This is a genomic window from Bosea sp. ANAM02 (assembly GCF_011764485.1).
In the GTDB taxonomy this organism is placed as follows: domain Bacteria; phylum Pseudomonadota; class Alphaproteobacteria; order Rhizobiales; family Beijerinckiaceae; genus Allobosea.
This window is the reverse complement of record NZ_AP022848.1, coordinates 102,823-120,737: the sequence shown is the minus strand read 5'-3', so window position 1 is coordinate 120,737 and position 17,915 is coordinate 102,823. Positions and strand designations below refer to the sequence as shown.

General features: G+C 67.6%; 14 protein-coding genes. 10 read left to right on the top strand and 4 right to left on the bottom strand.

What is annotated here, in order from left to right; translation table 11 throughout:
* Positions 1-43: 43 nt before the first annotated feature.
* From OCUBac02_RS00590 to OCUBac02_RS00580, 3 genes are all read left to right on the top strand, one after another.
* Positions 44-1,477 carry an amidohydrolase family protein gene (locus OCUBac02_RS00590; RefSeq protein ID WP_173043058.1) on the top strand — a complete coding sequence of 478 codons (1,434 nt, stop codon included), beginning with the start codon at positions 44-46 and terminating at the stop codon, positions 1,475-1,477.
* Between the two features lie 254 nt (positions 1,478-1,731).
* A complete protein-coding gene (locus tag OCUBac02_RS00585; protein WP_156134478.1) occupies positions 1,732-1,908 on the top strand; it encodes a hypothetical protein in 177 nt (58 codons plus the stop codon).
* A gap of 94 nt (positions 1,909-2,002) precedes the next feature.
* Positions 2,003-2,599 carry an SCO family protein gene (locus OCUBac02_RS00580; RefSeq protein WP_173043057.1) on the top strand — a complete coding sequence of 199 codons (597 nt, stop codon included), beginning with the start codon at positions 2,003-2,005 and terminating at the stop codon, positions 2,597-2,599.
* Here OCUBac02_RS00580 and OCUBac02_RS00575 read toward each other — a convergent pair.
* The 3 genes from OCUBac02_RS00575 to OCUBac02_RS00565 all read right to left on the bottom strand — a co-directional run bounded on the left by OCUBac02_RS00575 (position 2,544) and on the right by OCUBac02_RS00565 (position 6,483).
* Positions 2,544-4,460, bottom strand: coding sequence for a glycosyltransferase family 2 protein (locus tag OCUBac02_RS00575; RefSeq protein WP_173043056.1), 1,917 nt, complete (start codon positions 4,458-4,460; stop codon positions 2,544-2,546). The genes OCUBac02_RS00580 and OCUBac02_RS00575 overlap by 56 nt on opposite strands.
* A 125-nt stretch (positions 4,461-4,585) precedes the next feature.
* Positions 4,586-5,803: a tryptophan synthase subunit beta gene (gene trpB, locus OCUBac02_RS00570; protein ID WP_173043055.1), complete on the bottom strand. Its 1,218-nt coding sequence runs from the start codon at positions 5,801-5,803 to the stop codon at positions 4,586-4,588.
* The gene (locus OCUBac02_RS00565) at positions 5,800-6,483 is read right to left on the bottom strand and encodes a phosphoribosylanthranilate isomerase (RefSeq protein ID WP_173043054.1); all 684 of its coding nucleotides are present in this window, start codon (positions 6,481-6,483) and stop codon (positions 5,800-5,802) included. Before OCUBac02_RS00565 ends, trpB begins: the two co-directional genes overlap by 4 nt.
* Positions 6,484-6,536: 53 nt before the next feature.
* On the opposite strand from OCUBac02_RS00565, the gene OCUBac02_RS00560 reads away from it, so the two are divergent.
* From OCUBac02_RS00560 to OCUBac02_RS00545, 4 genes are all read left to right on the top strand, one after another.
* Positions 6,537-7,883 carry a TAXI family TRAP transporter solute-binding subunit gene (locus OCUBac02_RS00560; RefSeq protein ID WP_173043053.1) on the top strand — a complete coding sequence of 449 codons (1,347 nt, stop codon included), beginning with the start codon at positions 6,537-6,539 and terminating at the stop codon, positions 7,881-7,883.
* A gap of 154 nt (positions 7,884-8,037) precedes the next feature.
* On the top strand, positions 8,038-9,861 hold the full coding sequence (typA, locus tag OCUBac02_RS00555) for a translational GTPase TypA (protein WP_047578856.1): 1,824 nt from the start codon (positions 8,038-8,040) through the stop codon (positions 9,859-9,861).
* A 139-nt stretch (positions 9,862-10,000) separates the two neighbouring features.
* A complete protein-coding gene (locus OCUBac02_RS00550) occupies positions 10,001-10,939 on the top strand; it encodes an aldo/keto reductase (protein WP_173043052.1) in 939 nt (312 codons plus the stop codon).
* A 59-nt stretch (positions 10,940-10,998) separates the two neighbouring features.
* Positions 10,999-12,219 (top strand): DUF2254 domain-containing protein, encoded by a 1,221-nt coding sequence (locus tag OCUBac02_RS00545; protein WP_173043051.1) that lies wholly within the window; start codon positions 10,999-11,001, stop codon positions 12,217-12,219.
* A gap of 4 nt (positions 12,220-12,223) precedes the next feature.
* Here the strand turns inward: OCUBac02_RS00545 and OCUBac02_RS00540 are convergent, their stop codons facing one another.
* Positions 12,224-12,889: a nitroreductase family protein gene (locus tag OCUBac02_RS00540; RefSeq protein ID WP_465247746.1), complete on the bottom strand. Its 666-nt coding sequence runs from the start codon at positions 12,887-12,889 to the stop codon at positions 12,224-12,226.
* A 95-nt stretch (positions 12,890-12,984) separates the two neighbouring features.
* On the opposite strand from OCUBac02_RS00540, the gene polA reads away from it, so the two are divergent.
* The 3 genes from polA to OCUBac02_RS00525 all read left to right on the top strand — a co-directional run bounded on the left by polA (position 12,985) and on the right by OCUBac02_RS00525 (position 17,893).
* Positions 12,985-16,029, top strand: coding sequence for a DNA polymerase I (gene polA, locus OCUBac02_RS00535; protein ID WP_244639047.1), 3,045 nt, complete (start codon positions 12,985-12,987; stop codon positions 16,027-16,029).
* 251 nt (positions 16,030-16,280) lie between these two features.
* Positions 16,281-17,414 (top strand): AI-2E family transporter, encoded by a 1,134-nt coding sequence (locus OCUBac02_RS00530; protein ID WP_173043049.1) that lies wholly within the window; start codon positions 16,281-16,283, stop codon positions 17,412-17,414.
* Between the two features lie 119 nt (positions 17,415-17,533).
* Complete coding sequence (locus OCUBac02_RS00525; protein WP_173043048.1) at positions 17,534-17,893, top strand: DUF883 C-terminal domain-containing protein; 360 nt, start codon at positions 17,534-17,536, stop codon at positions 17,891-17,893.
* The last annotated feature ends 22 nt before the right edge of the window (positions 17,894-17,915 follow it).

The window sequence follows — 17,915 nt, the reverse complement described above, 5'->3', positions numbered from 1 at the left end:
CGTGCGGCGCTTTTTTTATGTCTGCCGCTAGGGAGGAAATGTCATGACGATCACGGTCATCAAGAATGCCGAAGTCGTTGTCGCCTGGGACGCTGAAGCCTCCCGGCACATCTATCTGCACGGCGCAGACGTCGCCTTCGAGGACGGTACGCTGCTCTATGTCGGCCCCCGCTACGAGGGGCAGGCCGACGAGACCGTCGACGGCAGCGGGCGCATGGTCATGCCCGGCCTCGTCAACATCCATTCGCATCCCTCCAGCGAGGCGCTGAACAAGGGCTTCCTCGACGAGCTCGGCTCGCCCGCGCTCTACAATTCCTCGCTCTACGAGTTCATGCCGATCCTGCGGCCCGATGCCGAGGCGGTGCCGGACTGCGTGCAGGTCGCCTATTCCGAGCTCCTGCTCTCCGGTGTCACGACGCTCGCCGACATGTCGGTCGCCCATCCCGGCTGGCTCGATCTGGCGGCGAATAGCGGCCTGCGTGTCTGCGTCTCGCCGATGTTCCGCTCGGCCCGCTGGTACACGAAGAACGGCCATGTCGTCGAATACGAATGGGACGAGAAGGCCGGCGTCGCGGCCATGGAGCAGGCCTTCGCGGTGATCGAGCAGGCACAGAAGCATCCGTCGGGCCGGCTTTTCGCGATGGTTTCCCCGTCTCAGATCGACACCTGCAGCGAAGGGCTGATCAAGGACAGCTACGCCGAGGCGCGTCGTCGTGGCTTGCCCTGGCAGATTCACGCGGCCCAGTCGACGGTCGAATTCCACGAGATCACCCGCCGCCACGGCGTTGCGCCCATCCAATGGCTGGAGAAGCTCGGTGTGCTCGGTGAGACCAGCATCGTGGGTCACGGCATCTTCCTCGACGATTACCCACGCGTCGCCTGGCACAGCCGGCGTGACCTCGGGCTGCTGGCCGAGACCGGTACGACGGTGGCCCATTGTCCGACGGTGTTCATGCGCCGCGGCATCGCGCTCGACGATTTCGGCCGCTATCGCCGCGCCGGTATCCGCATCGGCCTGGGCACCGACACCTATCCGCACAACATGCTCGAGGAGATGCGCCATGTCGGCTATGTCGCCCGATTGATGGCGGAGAACCCGCGCACGCTCACCACGACCGACATCTTCGAGGCCGCGACCACGGCGGGTGCCGCCGCGCTCGGCCGCGACGACATCGGCCGCCTGGAAGCGGGCTGCAAGGCCGACCTCGTCATGGTCGATCTCAAGCACCCGATGATGCAGCCGCGCCGCGATCCCGTGCGCAGCATGGTCTATGCCGCCGCCGAGCGCGCCGTGGACCGCGTCTATGTCGATGGCAGGCTCGTCGTTCGCGACGGCACCGTCCTGACCATGGACTATCCGGCCGCGGCCCTGCGCCTCCACGAAGGCCAGAAGCGGACGGAAGCGGCGGCGCCCGGCAACGACTGGATCAAGCGCCCGGTGACCGACTACTCGCCGCTGACCTTCCCGGTGAAGTGAGCGGAACCTCCGCCGTCACGCTCGGGCTTGACCCGGGCATCTCGTGACCACGACGCTGCTCCAGTTCGTCATGCTCGCCCTTGTGGCGAGCATCCACGTCCTGGACACCGCCTTGCATCGACGAAGACGTGGATGGTCGGGACAAGCCCGACCATGACGGCATATATCGTGTTCAGGGCGTATCGCTGCATCGTGAGCCCCCTGCGTCACGCCGCCCGCTTTCGGACGGCGCGATCCGGCGCTAGGTTGTGCCCATGTCGCAGGCAGACGAGACAACGCAGACGCAGGACGGCTCTTCGAGCCGTCTCGGCCTCATGCTGATCGGCGGAGGCTTCTTCGCCCTGTTCCTCACCGGCCTGCTGCTCTGGTGGCGCGAAGGCGACCGGCTTTTCACCGACGGTCTGATCGCCGCCATCGTGGCCTGTTTCTAGGCATCGGCCCGAAAAGTGGGAACCGGTTTTCGGACCAAGCCGATGCATACAAAATAGTCTATCGCGGCTGCGGCCGCCTGCTGGGAATAACTCCGTGAACCGCCGTCTCGTCCTGCCCCTCGTCGTCTTCCTGGCCGGCGCGCTCGCGCTCGCCGCAGCCGCGATCCTGACCTTCGCGCCCGGTCGCCAGGGCGGCGGCAGCGGCACGGCCAGCGTCGGCGGCCCGTTCACCCTGACGACGCAGGAAGGCAAGCCGCTCTCCGACACCGACCTGAAGGGTTCGCCCTTCCTGGTCTTCTTCGGCTTCACCCATTGCCCGGACATCTGCCCCACCAAGCTCTTCGAGATTTCGGAAGCGTTGCGCGCGGCCGGCGACGGCGCCAAGGCGAAGGGGCTCAAGGCGCTCTTCATCACGGTCGATCCCGAGCGCGACACACCCGAGGTGATGAAAAGCTATCTCGGCTCCTTCGACCCTCGGATTGTCGGCCTGAGCGGCGACCGGCCGGCGATCGATGCCGTGGTCAAGGCCTATCGCGCCTATGCCAAGAAGGTGCCGCTGAAGGATGGCGACTACACGATGGACCACACCGCGCTGGTCTATCTGATGGGCAAGGACGGGAAGTTCGTCGGCGCCTTCAATATCGAGCAGCCTCCGGCGCAGGCGGCAGCGGAATGGCTGCGTCACTCGTAGCCGGCTCGACCGGCGGGCGCCGGCGCGCCAGCCCGTGCTCGGTCTTGTTCCAGGCGAAGCGGCGGTTGAAATAGTCGTAGAACGCCATCCAGGCGGCAACCGAGACCAGCGCGTAATAGAGCGGCAGCAGCGGTACGAGCAGCAGGAGATCCGGCGCCCCACGGCGCAGCGCACCGATGATCGGCGGCACGAACAGCGCGGCGCTGCCGAGCAGCCAGACGCCGAGCGCGATGGTCGAGGTCAGGGTGGCGGCGGTACCGACCGGCGCGAAGAGCGAGCCGTCCCAATAGGCGATCAGCGCGGCGACGGCGAAGGCGGGATAGCCGAGTGCCGTCGCGACGGTGCCGAAGACCAGCGACAGGAAGGCGAAGGTCGCCGCCAGGCCGGCCTCGCGCATCAGCCGCAGGGGCGCGCGCGAATGCGTCACCAGCGTCTGGATATAGCCCTTGATCCAGCGCGAGCGCTGCCTGAGCCAGGCGGGTATCGAGACCGGCGCCTCCTCGCGTGTGTTCGAGGGCAGGTCGCCGATGCGATAGCCGGCGCGCACCAGCCGGAAGCCGAGATCGGCGTCCTCGGTCACGTTCCAGGCATCCCAGCCGCCCACGATGCGCAGCGCCTCCGTGCGGAAATGGTTGGACGTGCCGCCCAGCATGATCGGCAACTGGAATTGCAGAAGCCCGGGGTTGAGCACCTCGAACAGCCCGGCATATTCCAGCGCGAACAGGCCGGGCAGCACGCCCTCCTCGGCATGGTCGATCACCAGCCTCGCCTGCAGGCAGCCGAGCTGCTTCGGGCCGCCGAGGAAGCGCGCCGCCGCCATGCGCAATTGCAGCGGATCGGGGATGTCCTCGGCATCGAAGATCGTGAAGAGCGCGCCGCGCGCTTCGAGCAGCGCAAGATTCAGAGCGCGCGGCTTCGTGCGGGGAAAGCCGGGCGGGACGATCGTCACGGAGAAATGCGACGGCAGCGCCATCTGCGCCAGTGCGCTGCGCATGGCGCTGTCGTCGGCTTCGATCAGCAGACGGATATCGAGCTTGGCTGCTGGGTAGTCGAGCGCACGCAACGCATCCGTCAACTGCCGGAGCACGGCTGTTTCCCGGTAGAGCGGCACGGCGACCGTGTAGACGGGCAGGCGGGCATCGTCGATCCGCCAGCGATGGCTGCGCCAGAGATCGGGCGACGAGCGCTCGATCGAGGCCGCAAGCCGCAGCAGGATCAAGCCGAGGAAGAGCGGGCCGAGCAGCAGCGCGAGCCCGAAAAAGGTTTCGAGGGGAGCGAAGACGCCGCCGAGCGCCGCAGTGGCGATGCCGCAGCCGGCGGCGATCACCTGTCCCCGGCTCGCCCCGGTGCGGGCGCTGTCGCGGTCGAGCCCCGCGGGATCGAGCCCGGCCGCATGCTCCGCCAACGTGCCGGCATTGCTGTGGCGCAGGGCGTCGGCGAAGCGGCGTGGTGTCGTGACCGCGATATCGTCGCGGTTGCGCGGTCCGGCTTCGATCATCCGTCGCAGCGCCGCCCCGTCGGGCGCGAGGATGAAGCGGAAGCGCCTGTCGTCGGCCGTGGGCGCGACGCCCTGGCGCAGGATGGCGTCATGAGCGCCTCCGGGCTGAAGGCGTGGCGGCTGTGCGGCGAAGGCCAGCCCCATCTCGGCGGCGAGCGCCCGGTAGAAGCGGATCTCGTCGATCAGGCCGAGCGCGATGGCCTCGCGGACAGGCTCGGTACGATTGCGCCGGGCTCTCCCGGCCGCACCTGCGAGGAACGAGGGCGGCAGGCCGTGGCGCGTCAGGAAGGCGAGTTCGACCGGCAGGCCGGCCGAGGCAGGCCCGGAGACCTCCGGACTGTCGTCGTTACCGCTGCCCCCCACTGGCCCCGGTCCCGCTCCAAGCAACGATACCCGGTGCTGAGGCACCGGAAGCAACTCATGGTTGCCGTTGACGCTGCGGGAGTCGAGGGGCTTCGCCTAGAACTTTGGACGAGGACCGCCAGGTGTCAGCGCGCCGCCAGGATTTCCGCGACCTGCGGGATGTCCTTGTCGCCACGGCCCGAGAGATTGACCACCATCAGGTGATCCCTGGGCTTCTGCGGGGCGAGCTCGGCGACACGGGCCAGCGCATGCGCGGATTCCAGCGCTGGAATGATACCTTCCAGCCTTGAGATGAGCTGGAACGCCTCCAGCGCCTCCTCGTCGGTGGCGGAGAGGTATTTCACCCGGCCGACATCGTGCAGCCAGGAATGCTCCGGGCCGATGCCGGGATAGTCGAGCCCGGCCGAGATCGAATGGGCGTCCTTGATCTGCCCGTCATCGTCCATCAGCAGGAAGGTGCGGTTGCCGTGCAGCACGCCCGGCCGCCCGCCCGTGAGCGAGGCCGCATGCAGGCCGCTCGGGATGCCGTGGCCGGCGGCCTCGACCCCGTAGATCTCGACGCTAGCGTCGTCGAGGAAAGGATGGAACAGCCCCATCGCGTTCGAGCCGCCGCCTATGCAGGCGACGAGCGAATCCGGCAGACGGCCTTCGGCCTCCTGCATCTGCTCGCGGGTCTCCTTGCCGATGATCGACTGGAAATCGCGCACCATCGCCGGATAGGGATGCGGGCCGGCGACCGTGCCGATGCAGTAGAAGGTCGTCGCGACATTGGTCACCCAGTCGCGCAGCGCCTCATTCATGGCGTCCTTGAGCGTCTTGGTGCCGGATTCGACCGGCACGACCTTGGCGCCCAGCATCTGCATGCGGAAGACGTTGGGCGCCTGCCGGGCGACGTCGACTGCGCCCATGTAGACGATGCATTCCAGCCCGTAGCGGGCGCAGAGCGTCGCGGTCGCCACGCCGTGCTGGCCGGCGCCGGTCTCGGCGATGATGCGCTTCTTGCCCATGCGCCGCGCCAGCAAAATCTGGCCGAGCACGTTGTTCACCTTGTGGGAGCCGGTATGGTTCAGCTCCTCGCGCTTCAGATAAACCTTCGCGCCGCCGAAGTGATCGGTCAGCCGCTCGGCGAGATAGAGCGGCGAGGGTCGGCCGACATAATGCTTCAGCCCTTCGCCCATCTCGGCATGATAGGCCGGGTCGGCCTTGGCGGCACCGTAGGCCTCTTCGAGCTCGAGGATGAGCGGCATCAGCGTTTCCGCCACGAAACGGCCGCCGAACAGGCCGAAGCGGCCGTTCTCGTCCGGGCCGTTGCGATAGCTGTTCGGGCTGGAGGGGGCGTTCATGCGCTCAAGCTTTCCTGTCCTGCCGCCGCGGCCTTGCGGGCCGATGCGATGAATTCCGCGATCCTTGCGGGGTCCTTGACCCCCGGCGCGCTTTCGACGCCGGATGATACGTCGATACCCGCCGGACGGGTCACCTGGATCGCTTCGGCGACATTCGCCGGATCGAGCCCGCCCGATAGCATGAAGCGCTGGGAAGGGTCGAGATTCGCGAGCAGGCCCCAGTCGAAGGTCTTGCCGTGCCCGCCGGGGAAGGCGGCATCCTTCGGCGGCTTGGCGTCGAGCAGGATCAGATCGGCCGCATCGCGATAGGCGGCGACCGCCTTGAGGTCCTCGCCCGTCGCGATGCCGAGCGCCTTCATCACCGGTCGGCCGACGGCACGGCGGAGCGCGGCGGTCTGCTCGGGCGTCTCGCGGCCATGGAACTGGAACCAGTCGGGATCGAGCGCCTCGGCAAGCGCGGCCGCCTCCCGCTCGCTCCAGTCGACGACGAGTGCGACGATCTCGGTCCGGCCGCGCGCGATCGCCGCCAGTTCCATGGCGCGCTCCAGCGTGACGCGGCGCGGGCTTCTCGGATGAAAATTCAGCCCGATCATGTCCGCGCCGGCCGCCAGTGCGGCCTCCAGCGTCTCGGGCGTCGAGAGGCCGCAGATCTTGATCAGGAAGGGTGAACCATCGGACATGGCCCGGCGTTTAGCACGGTCCGCGCGCCCGTGCATGCCGTACTTGCGACATGATGACGAAGGAAGCCATGTTCGGGCAGGGGGAAGAGGGGGACGGCTTGATCCGGATGGGCATGGGCAGGCGCGGGCTGACGATGGTGGCGGGCCTGTTGGCGGCCTCCGGCCTCGTCGTGGCGGCGTTCTACTATATCGGCCAGCCGCGGACCCTGCGCCTCGCGGTCGGGCCGCTCGGCTCCGAGGATGCCCGCATGGCGGCGGCCTTCGTGCAGGGCCTCAACCGCGACAAGGCCTCGGTACGCCTGCGCCTCGTGCTGACGGAAGGCTCCGAGGACAGCGCCAGGAGGATCGATGCCGGCCAGGCCGATCTCGCCATGTTGCGTGCCGATATCGCCATGCCTTCGAAAGCCGATACGGTCCTGATCACGCGCCGGACCTTTCCGTTCTTCATCACCCGCAGCGAGAACGCGATCGGCCGCATCGCCGATCTGCGCGGGCGCAAGATCGGTGTCGGCCGCAATCCGGCCGCCAATATCGACCTGCTGAAGCGGGTGCTGGCGCAATACGAAGTCCGGCCGGAAGAGGTCGAGATCGTCAGGCTCGGCCAGGAGGAGATCGTGGCGGCGGCGAAGGACAGGCGCATCGACGTCTTCTTCTCGATCAACGCCGTCGGCTCCCACACCAATAATGACGGCCTGCGCCGCCTGCGCGAGGCCTGGGGCAACGATCCCGTGCTGATCCCGGTGCGCGAGGCCGATGCGCTCGCCGCGCATTACCGGGCGATCGAATCCGGCGAGATCGTGCGCGGTGCCCTGGGCGGCGATCCGCCGCGCCCGGCCCAGAGCCTGCAGACCATCTCGATCACCTCGCGCCTCGTCGCGGCACAGAGCCTGGACGACAATCTCGTCGGCGAACTGACCAAGGACATTCTCGGCCTGCGGCTGACGCTCGCCGCGGACTTGCCGGCCGTCCAGGCACTGGAGACGCCCTCGACCGACAAGGACGCGCCGTTGCCGGTCCATTCCGGCGCCGCCGCCTATATCGACGGCGAGCAGGAGAGCTTCTTCGACCGCTATGGCGACTGGTTCTATATCGGTGCCATGGCGCTTTCGGCGCTCGGCACCGGCGGGGCCGCCCTGCTCGGCCGCGAGAGTGCCAACCGGCGCCGGCGCGCCATGGCCGGCCTCGATGCGTTGCTGGAGCTTCTGACCGTCATCCGCTCCTGCGAGGACGAGGCGGAGCTGATGCGGCTCGGCCGGGAGGCCGACCAGATCCTGACGCAGGTCCTCGCCGACTATGCCAAGGGCGATCTCGACACCGCCGCGCTCGCCGCCTATCGGCTCGCCATCGATCAGGTCGGCCGGGCCGTCGCCGAGCGGCAGCGGGCGCTGGCGGAGTCTTGAGCGCATTTACTTTTAGGCAGGCTCGGCGGTTGCCGAAAAGCCCGCCAGCGTTTATGTGCAGCGCAACGAATTCCAGATTCACGTGAAACAGGCTGCGCCGGCGGGGCATCGCTCCAGACCGGCTCGTGGCCTTGAAAGCAAGGCCCAGACCCGCATGTCCATGCGCAACATCGCCATCATCGCGCACGTCGACCATGGCAAGACGACCCTCGTCGACAAGCTCCTGCAGCAGTCCGGCGCCTTCCGCGAGAACCAGCGCGTCGCCGAGCGCGTGATGGATTCGAACGATCTCGAGAAGGAGCGCGGCATCACGATCCTGGCCAAGGCGACCTCGGTCGTCTGGAAGGACACGCGCATCAACATCGTCGACACCCCCGGCCACGCCGATTTCGGCGGCGAGGTCGAGCGCATCCTGAACATGGTCGACTCCGCCATCGTGCTGGTCGACGCGGCCGAAGGCCCGATGCCGCAGACCAAGTTCGTGGTCTCGAAGGCGCTGAAGCTCGGCCTCAAGCCGATCGTCGCGATCAACAAGGTCGACAAGCCGGACGCCCGCACCCAGGAAGTCATCAACGAGGTCTTCGACCTCTTCGCCGCGCTCGACGCCACCGACGAGCAGCTCGACTTCCCGATCCTCTACGGCTCGGGCAAGCAGGGTTGGATGGCGGATTCGCCGGAAGGCCCGCAGGACCAGGGCCTCGCGCCGATGTACGACCTCATCCTCAAGCACGTGCCGGAGCCGCAGGTCGAGGACGGCCCGTTCCGCATGATCGGCACGCTGCTGGAGGCCAATCCCTATCTCGGCCGCATCATCACCGGCCGCGTCACCTCCGGCACGGCGAAGCCGAACCAGACCATCAAGGTGCTCTCGGGCGACGGCACCACCGTCGAGACCGGCCGCATCTCGAAGATCCTCGCCTTCCGCGGCATCGAGCGCCAGCCGATCGAGGAAGCGGTCGCGGGTGACATCGTCTCGATCGCCGGGCTGGTGAAGGGCACCGTCGCCGACACCTTCTGCGACCCCTCCGTCACCGAGCCGATCAAGGCCCAGCCGATCGATCCGCCGACCGTGTCGATGACCTTCTCGGTCAACGACTCCCCGCTCGCCGGCACCGAGGGCGACAAGGTCACGACCCGGGTCATCCGCGACCGCCTGTTCAAGGAGGCCGAGGGCAATGTCGCGCTGAAGATCGAGGAAGCCTCCGACAAGGATAGCTACATCGTCTCCGGCCGCGGCGAACTCCAGCTCGCCATCCTGATCGAGACCATGCGCCGCGAGGGCTTCGAACTCGGCGTCTCGCGTCCGCGCGTCGTCATGAAGCGCGACGACAACGGCCAGCTTCTCGAGCCGATCGAGGAAGTCCTGATCGACGTCGACGAGGAGCATTCCGGCGTCGTCGTGCAGAAGATGGCCGAGCGCAAGGCCGACATGCTGGAGATGCGCCCGTCCGGCGGCAATCGCCTGCGCCTCGTCTTCCATGCTCCGACCCGCGGCCTCATCGGCTATCAGGGCGAGCTCCTGACCGATACCCGCGGCACCGCGATCATGAACCGCGTCTTCCACGAGTACATGCCCTACAAGGGCGAGATCGCAGGCCGCCGCAACGGCGTGCTGATCGCGATGGAGACCGGCGAGGCCGTCGCCTATGCGCTGTGGAACCTCGAGGATCGCGGCCCGATGATGATCGAGCCGGGCTGGCGGGTCTATCAGGGCATGATCGTCGGCGAGCACACCCGCGAGAACGATCTCGAGGTCAACGTGCTCAAGGGCAAGAAGCTCACCAATATCCGGACCACCTCGAAGGACGAGGCCGTGCGCCTGACCCCGCCGATCCGCATGACGCTGGAGCGTTCGCTGGCCTGGATCGACGATGACGAGCTGGTCGAGGTCACGCCGAAGTCGATCCGCCTGCGCAAGGGCATACTCGATCCGAACGACCGCAAGCGAGCCCAGAAGCAGAAGGCCGAAGTGGCCTGAGTTCAGATGCCCGGGCGCGCGCCCGGGCATTTTCGTTTAGGGGTCTGCGCCCAGCGCAGCCCGCGGATGACATGCCGGGCGATTGCCCTTGCCCGCTCGCTCTGATCCTCTGCCGCCTCTCAGGGGAAGGATCATCACCATGCAATTCCGCAATCTCGGCCGCTCGGGCCTGCGAGTCTCGCTCGTCGGGCTGGGCTGCAACAATTTCGGCGGCCGCATCGACCTCGACGCGACCCGCAAGGTCGTCGATGCCGCGATCGAGCATGGCATCACCCTGTTCGACACCGCCGACATCTATGGCGAGCGCGGCGGTTCCGAGACGGCGCTCGGCGAGGTGCTGGGCGCGCGCCGCAAGCAGATCGTGCTCGCCAGCAAGTTCGGCATGGACATGGATGCCGAGGGCGTGAAGAAGGGCGGCTCGCGCCGCTACATCATGAACGCGGTCGAGGATTCGCTGCGGCGCCTCAAGACCGACTGGCTCGATCTCTACCAGCTTCACCGGCCCGACCCGCTGACCCCGATCGAGGAGACCTTGCGCGCGATGGACGACCTCGTCCGCCAGGGCAAGGTCCGCTATATCGGCTGCTCCAACGTCGTCGCCTGGCAGGTCGCCGATGCCCAGTGGACGGCGCGCGATCTCGGCATTCCCGGCTTCGCCTCGGCGCAGGACGAGTACAGCCTGCTGAAGCGCGGCGCCGAGAAGGACCTGATCCCCGCCATCGCCCATTACGGCATGGGTCTGCTGCCCTATTTCCCGCTCGCCAATGGCGCGCTCACCGGCAAGTACAAGCGCGGAGCGGCAATGCCGGAAGGTGCGCGCCTGACCAAGCTGCCGCAGCGCGCCGATGAGATCTTCAGCGCGGATAACTGGCGCCGCATCGAGGGCCTGACCGCCTTCGCCGAGCAGCACGGCCACACGCTCGTCGAGCTCGCCTTCTCCTGGCTGGCGGCGCAGCCCGTGGTCTCCAGCGTCATCGCAGGCGCGACGAAGCCGGAACAGGTTGCGGCCAATGTCAAGGCGGCCGACTGGGCGCTGAGCGCGGAAGACCTCGCCGAGATCGACAGGATCACGGCCTGAGCGATTGCGGAACCGCTTCGGCACCGGCCATGTTGTAGCCGTGCCGAGGGGAGAGCGCGTTGACACGCCTGCGTTGGGTCCTGAAACAGCTTTCGGAGCGCCTCTGGGTGAGGGCGGCGCTCTTCGCGCTTCTGGGTATCGCCAGCGCGCTCGCATCGATCGTCGCGGCGCCGCTGGTGCCGGAGGACGTATCGGCCAAAATCGGTGCGGATGCGGTCGACAAGGTGCTGGGCATCCTGGCATCGTCGATGCTGACGGTTGCGATCTTCTCGCTGTCGACGATGGTGTCCGCCTATGGCGCGGCGGCGAGTTCGGCGACGCCGCGCGCGACCTATCTCCTGCAGGCCGATACCGGTGCGCAGAACGCTCTGGCGACCTTCATCGGGGCGTTCCTGTTCAGCCTCGCCGGCATCATCGCGCTGAGCACCGGCCTTTACGGCTCCAGCGGGCGCTTGCTGCTCTTCCTCGTGACGTTGCTGGTCGTCGCCGTGGTGGTGGCGACCTTCGTCGGCTGGATCGACGCGCTGTCGCGGCTCGGCCGGATGAACGAGACGATCGATCGCGTCGCAGCCGCCGCTGCCGAGGCATTGGACGACTATGCCGTCTCCCGGACGATGGGCGCGCAGCCCGGCCGCGCACCGCCGGCCGGCGCCCGCGCGATCACGGCGGATCGGACCGGCTATCTCCAGCATGTCGATATCGCGGCCTTGGCACAGCTTTGCGAGGATGGCGGCGAGATCGACGTCGCCCGCATCCCCGGCGCCTTCGTCGGCAGGGGCGAAACGCTCGCCTATGCCAGCGCCTTCGACGAGGAGCGGGCCGAAGACATCCGGGACGCCTTCATCATCGGCGACCGCCGCTCCTTCCGCCAGGACCCGCGCTTCGGGCTGATCGTCCTCTCCGAGATCGCCTCGCGCGCGTTGTCACCGGCCGTCAACGACCCCGGCACCGCGATCGACGTGCTGGCCTCGCTGGCCCGGCTTCTGACGCGGCCGGTGCCGGAGGACGTGCCGAAGCCGGTGGCCAGTGTTCATGTGCCGATGCTCGTCCCGCACTCGCTGCTCGAGGACTGCATCGTGCCGATCGCGCGCGACGGCGCGGCGATGATCGAGGTCGCCCTGCGTCTGCAGCGCACGCTGGCGACGATCGCGACGAACCCGCGCTTCGCCGAAGCGGCGCGCGACCTCGCCGCGGACAGTCGTGAGCGCGCGCTGGCAACCCTGCCTCATGAGATCGATCGGCAAAGGCTGCGCGCGGCCACCGCCGCAAGCAGCCCCTGAGAGATCACAGGAAGGTCGCGATCTCCTCCAGCGGCTTCTTGCCGATGGCAGGGACGAGGCAATCTTCCGTGGGGTAGCCGACGACGAGCAGGATCAGCGCCTTCTCGTTGTCGGGCCGCCCGCAGAGTTCGTTGAGGAAATTCATCGGCGCCGGCGTGTGCGTCAGCGTCGCAAGGCCGGCATCGTGCAGCGCCGCGATCAGGAAGCCGGTGGCGATGCCAACCGATTCCGGCACGTAATAGTGCTTGATCCTGTTGCCCTCGGCATCGATGCCCCAGCGCTGCGCGAAGATCGCGATCAGCCAGGGGGCTGTCTCCAGGAAAGGCTTCTGGTCGTCGGTGCCGAGATGGGCGAGGGCGTCGAGCCATTCCTCGCCGGCGCGACCGGCATAGAAGGCGCGCTCCTCCTCCTCCGCACCCTCGCGGATCAGCTTCTTGCGCTGGGGATCGGCAATGCAGACGAAGCTCCAGGGCTGCTGGTTGGCGCCCGACGGCGCCGTGCCGGCGACGCGCACCGCCGTCTCGATCAATTCCCGCGGCACCGGTCTCTCCGAAAAGTCGCGCACCGTGCGCCGCTTGCGCATGCGGGCGAGGAAGGCGTCGGCCCGGCCCTGCATCTCCGCTTCCGGGACACCCTCGAAAACGAGGGGCATGGTGACATAGGGACTCACGGGCACTTCGCTCCTGACGCATTTTGGCCAGCTTGCTGCGAATCGCCGTCCGGATGCAATGGACCGGTTGCGTCCTCCCGCTTATGGTCCGCGCCATGAGCGACAAAGCCACGACCGCCCCCGCCCTCAAGCCCGGCGACCATCTCTTCCTGGTCGACGGCTCGAACTTCATTTTCCGGGCCTATTTCCAGTCGATCAACCAGGACCGGAAATACAATGCCCGTTCGGACGGCTTGCCGTCAGGCGCCGTCCGGCTCTTCGCGACGAAGCTGTTCCAGTTCGTCCGCGAGGGCGTGCTCGGCGTCCGGCCGACCCATCTCGCCATCGTCTTCGACAAGTCGGAGAATTCGTTCCGCAAGGCGATCTACCCGGCCTACAAGGGCAACCGCTCCGATCCGCCGCCCGATCTCATTCCGCAATTCCCGCTGATGCGCGAGGCGGTGCGGGCCTTCGGGCTCATTCCGGTCGAGCAGGATGTCTACGAGGCCGACGACCTGATCGCGACCTACGCGAAACAGGCCCGCGAGGCCGGCGCCGACGTCCTGATCGTCTCCGCCGACAAGGACCTGATGCAGCTCGTGAAGCCGGGCGTCGCGATGTATGACCCGGCCTCCGGCGACCAGAAGAAGGGCGCCGGCTTCCGCGCCGAGCGCCGCATCGGCGAGCCCGAGGTGGTCGAATATTTCGGCGTGACGCCGGACAAGGTCACCGACGTGCAGGCGCTGGCGGGCGACGCCACCGACAACGTGCCCGGCGCGCCCGGCATCGGCATCAAGACGGCCGCCCAGCTCATCGGCGAATACGGCGATCTCGAAACCCTGCTGGCGCGGGCGGGCGAGATCAAGCAGCCCAAGCGCCGGGAAACGCTGACCAATCCCGAGGTGATCGAGAAGGTCCGCATCTCCCACAAGCTCGTCAGCCTCGTCGAGGACGTGAAGGTCGAGACGCCGCTGGAGAACCTGACGCTGGAGCAGCCCGATCCGGCGAAGCTCATCGCCTTCCTCAAGGCGATGGAGTTCACCACCATCACCAAGCGCGTCGCCGAGGCCTATGAGGCGGATGTCGGCGCCGTCGATGCCGACCCTGACCTGGCGCCTGGTGGCGCGCGCGCGGCCGAGCTCAAGGCGCTCTATGCCGGTGCCGATGCCGCAGAGGATGCGGCTCCCGGCATTGCGGCGGCGGCATCTCTCGCGCCTGCCGCGGCCGCTTCAGCCGCCACAGGTGGCGAAGACGGCTGGCTGAAACCGGCCGATCTCGCCGCTGCCCGCAAGAACGAGGCGATCGCCGGCAAGATCGACCGCTCCGTCTACGAATGCGTGCGCACGCTCGCCGATCTCGAACGCTGGATCGGCTGGGCCTATGAAACCGGTCATGTCGCCCTCGACACCGAGACCAATTCGCTCGACGCGATGCAGGCCGATCTCGTCGGCATCTCGCTCGCGGTCGCGCCGGGCCGTGCCTGCTACATCCCGCTCCAGCACCGCGGCGGCGATGGCGGGCTCTTCGACGAGGGACTGCTGGCCGACCAGATTCCACTGGCACAGGCCGTCGCCGCGCTGAAGCCGCTGCTCGCCGATCCCGGCGTGCTCAAGATCGGCCAGAACCTGAAATACGACCTGCTCATCCTCGAGCGTCATGGTCTCTCCGTGTCCCCGATCGAGGACACGATGCTGATCTCCTATGCGCTCGATGCCGGCAGCAACAGCCACGGCATGGACAAGCTCTCGGAATTGCATCTCGGCCACGAGACGATTCCCTATGCGCAGGTCGCCGGCACCGGCAAGAATCAGGTCACCTTCGACAAGGTGCCGCTCGACCGGGCGACCGACTATGCCGCCGAGGATGCCGACGTCACGCTCCGGCTCTGGCTCGCGCTGAAGCCGCGCCTCGTCGCCGAGAAGAAGACGGCGGTCTACGAGGTGCTGGAGCGGCCGATGGTCGAGGTCCTCGCCAGGATGGAGCGCCGCGGCATCGCCATCGACCGGCAGATCCTCTCCCGGCTCTCCGGCGATTTCGCGCAGGGCCTGGCGCGGCTGGAGGACGAGATCTACGAGCTCGCCGGCGAGAAGTTCACCATCGGCAGCCCCAAGCAGCTCGGCGACATCCTGTTCGGCAAGATGGGGCTGGAAGGCGCCAAGAAGACCGCGACCGGCCAATGGGCGACCGGCGCCGGCGTGCTGGAGGATCTCGCCGAGCAGGGCCATGCGCTGCCCTCGAAGATCCTGGAATGGCGCCAGCTCGCCAAGTTGAAATCGACCTATACCGACTCGCTGCCGGGCTATGTGAATCCCGAGACCAACCGGGTCCACACCTCCTATGCGCTGGCGGCGACCACCACCGGCCGGCTCTCCTCCTCTGAGCCCAATCTGCAGAACATCCCGATCCGCACCGAGGCCGGCCGCAAGATCAGGACGGCCTTCGTGCCCGAGAAGGGCTACAAACTGGTCTCGGCCGATTACAGCCAGATCGAACTGCGCCTGCTCGCCCATATCGCCGAGATTCCGCAGCTCCGGCAGGCCTTCGCCGATGGCATCGACATCCATGCGATGACGGCGTCCGAGATGTTCGGCGTGCCGGTCCAGGGCATGCCGAGCGAAGTTCGCCGCCGGGCCAAGGCGATCAATTTCGGCATCATCTACGGCATCTCGGCCTTCGGCCTCGCCAACCAGCTCGGTATCGGCCGCGAAGAGGCGAGCGCCTATATCCGCAAGTATTTCGAGCGCTTCCCCGGCATCCGCGACTACATGGACCAGACCAAGACCCATGTCCGCGCCCATGGCCAGGTCACCACGATCTTCGGCCGCGTCTGCCATTTCCCGGCGGTCGCCTCCAAGAACCCGTCCGAGCGCGCCTTCGTCGAGCGGCAGGCGATCAACGCCCCGATCCAGGGCTCCGCTGCCGACATCATCCGCCGGGCGATGACCCGGATGGACTCGGCGCTCGCCGCCAATCGCCTCAATGCCCGCATGCTCCTGCAGGTCCATGACGAGCTCGTCTTCGAGGTGCCGGAGGCCGAGGTCGAGAAGACCCTGCCGATCATCGAGACGGTGATGGTCGAGGCGCCGCATCCGGCCGTGCAGCTTCGTGTGCCGCTCGCGGTCGAGGCCCGTGCCGCCGACAACTGGGACGAGGCGCACTGAGAACTGGACTGCGCGCCGCCTTCGAGCCCTCATCCTGAGGAGCGAGCCAAAGGCTCGCGTCTCGAAGGATGTTCCAGTTATCACTGGAGCCTCCGGGAACATCCTTCGAGACGCCGCCGATGCGGCTCCTCAGGATGAGGGCTGTGGTGGTCGCATCGGGGCCATGAGGTAGCTGGAACCCGGCCGATCCTCCCGGCGTTGATCCTTCCGACGCGCCAGGGGGGCGCGGGTTGCGCGTTGGGATCGAAGACATGCTCAGCTCATCGGCCTGGCGGCCGTTTCCGCGCTACATGGCGGAACCGGAACCGGCGGAGGACAACGCCGAGGTCACGCCCTCCGAGCATGACCTCATCGTCCGCTATGCCATCGTCGGCATCTTCGTCATTCTGGCCATGGCCTCGCTGGCGCTGACCAAGGTCATCGCCATGCCGATCGTGGCGGGGGTGATCTTTGGCCTGGTTCTCGGCCCGCTCGTCGATATGCTGGCGAGTCGCCGCGTGCCGCAGCACGCGGCCGCGGCCCTGGTCGTGCTGCTCTTCATCGGCCTGCTCTTCGGCGCGATCGCCATTCTCGCGGTGCCGGTCGCCGGCTGGAGCGACCAGGCCCCGGCGATGATGGCGGCGCTCAGGAGCAAGCTTGCCGGCGTCTTCGCCTTCATGGACGAGTTCAAGCGCGGCATCGGTTCGCTCACCGGCAAGGGCGCGGAGCTCAGCGTCTCCCAGGGCAACCCGCTCTTCGACATCGCCCTGACCTCTTCCGCGGCGGCAGGCGGCATGCTGATCTTCGTCGCGACGATCTATTTCTGGCTGGCGACGCGTCGCCATCTCAAGGCGCGGATTCTCCGGCTCTGCCTCGGCCGGAGCGAGCGCCGCTCGGCCGGCTCCTTCTTCGAGGAGATCGAGGCCCGGGTGGCCCGCTATTTCGCGCTGGTGACCACCATCAATTTCGGCATGGGCGTGCTGACCACGGCGATTGCATCGCTCGCCGGCCTGCCCTTTCCGGTGTTCTGGGGCGCGCTCGCCTTCCTGCTCAACTATCTCGCCTTCATCGGCCCGATCATCGTGGCAGTCCTGCTGCTGGCGGGCGCCCTGCTCGATGCCCCCTCGATCGTCGCGGCCTTCTGGCCGGCGACGGCCTATTACGTCCTGCACCTGATCGAGGGGAATGCGGTCACGCCGATCTTCGTCGGCAACCGCCTGACGATCTCGCCCTTCCTCGTCTTCACCGCCTTCGTCTTCTGGCTCTGGCTCTGGGGGCCGGTCGGCGCGGTGCTGTCGACGCCGATCGTCATCGTCGCCATGGTCGCGCAAGAGGAATTCGCGCGCTATCGGCGCGAGAAGGCGAAGGCCGAGGCCGAGGAAGCCGTGGAGGCGAAGGCCGCCTGACGGCCGCTTCCGGAACCGAAGCAACGCTCATGCGTTTGCCGAAACAAGGCGGAGGGCCTTGCGGCGACCGCGTCTCCTCGCCACCATCTGACCTTCATCAGCGACAGGATCACACCGCCATGGCCACCACGACATCCGCGAAACGTCAGGCCGCCGCTGCCGCCAAACGTGCGAAGGCCGAGGTCGAGGCCGGTGCCGAGGATGTCGCGACGGAGGCGCGCCAGGCCGGCGCCCGCGCCAGGCGCCAGGCGAGCGCTCTGGAAGACACCCTGACCCGCAGCGCCGAGGATATCGCCGCGACCGTCAGTGAGCGCCTGCGCGCCGTCGGCGTCGACACCGACAGGATGGTCGATGTCGCCAAGGAGCAGGCGACCGAGCTGCAGCAGCTGATCGAGGACGAGATCCGCGAGCGGCCGCTGCGTGCGCTCGGCATCGCGGCGGCCGTCGGCCTCTTCGTCGGCTTCCTGTCGGCGCGCTGACCATGCTCGGGGGGATCGGATC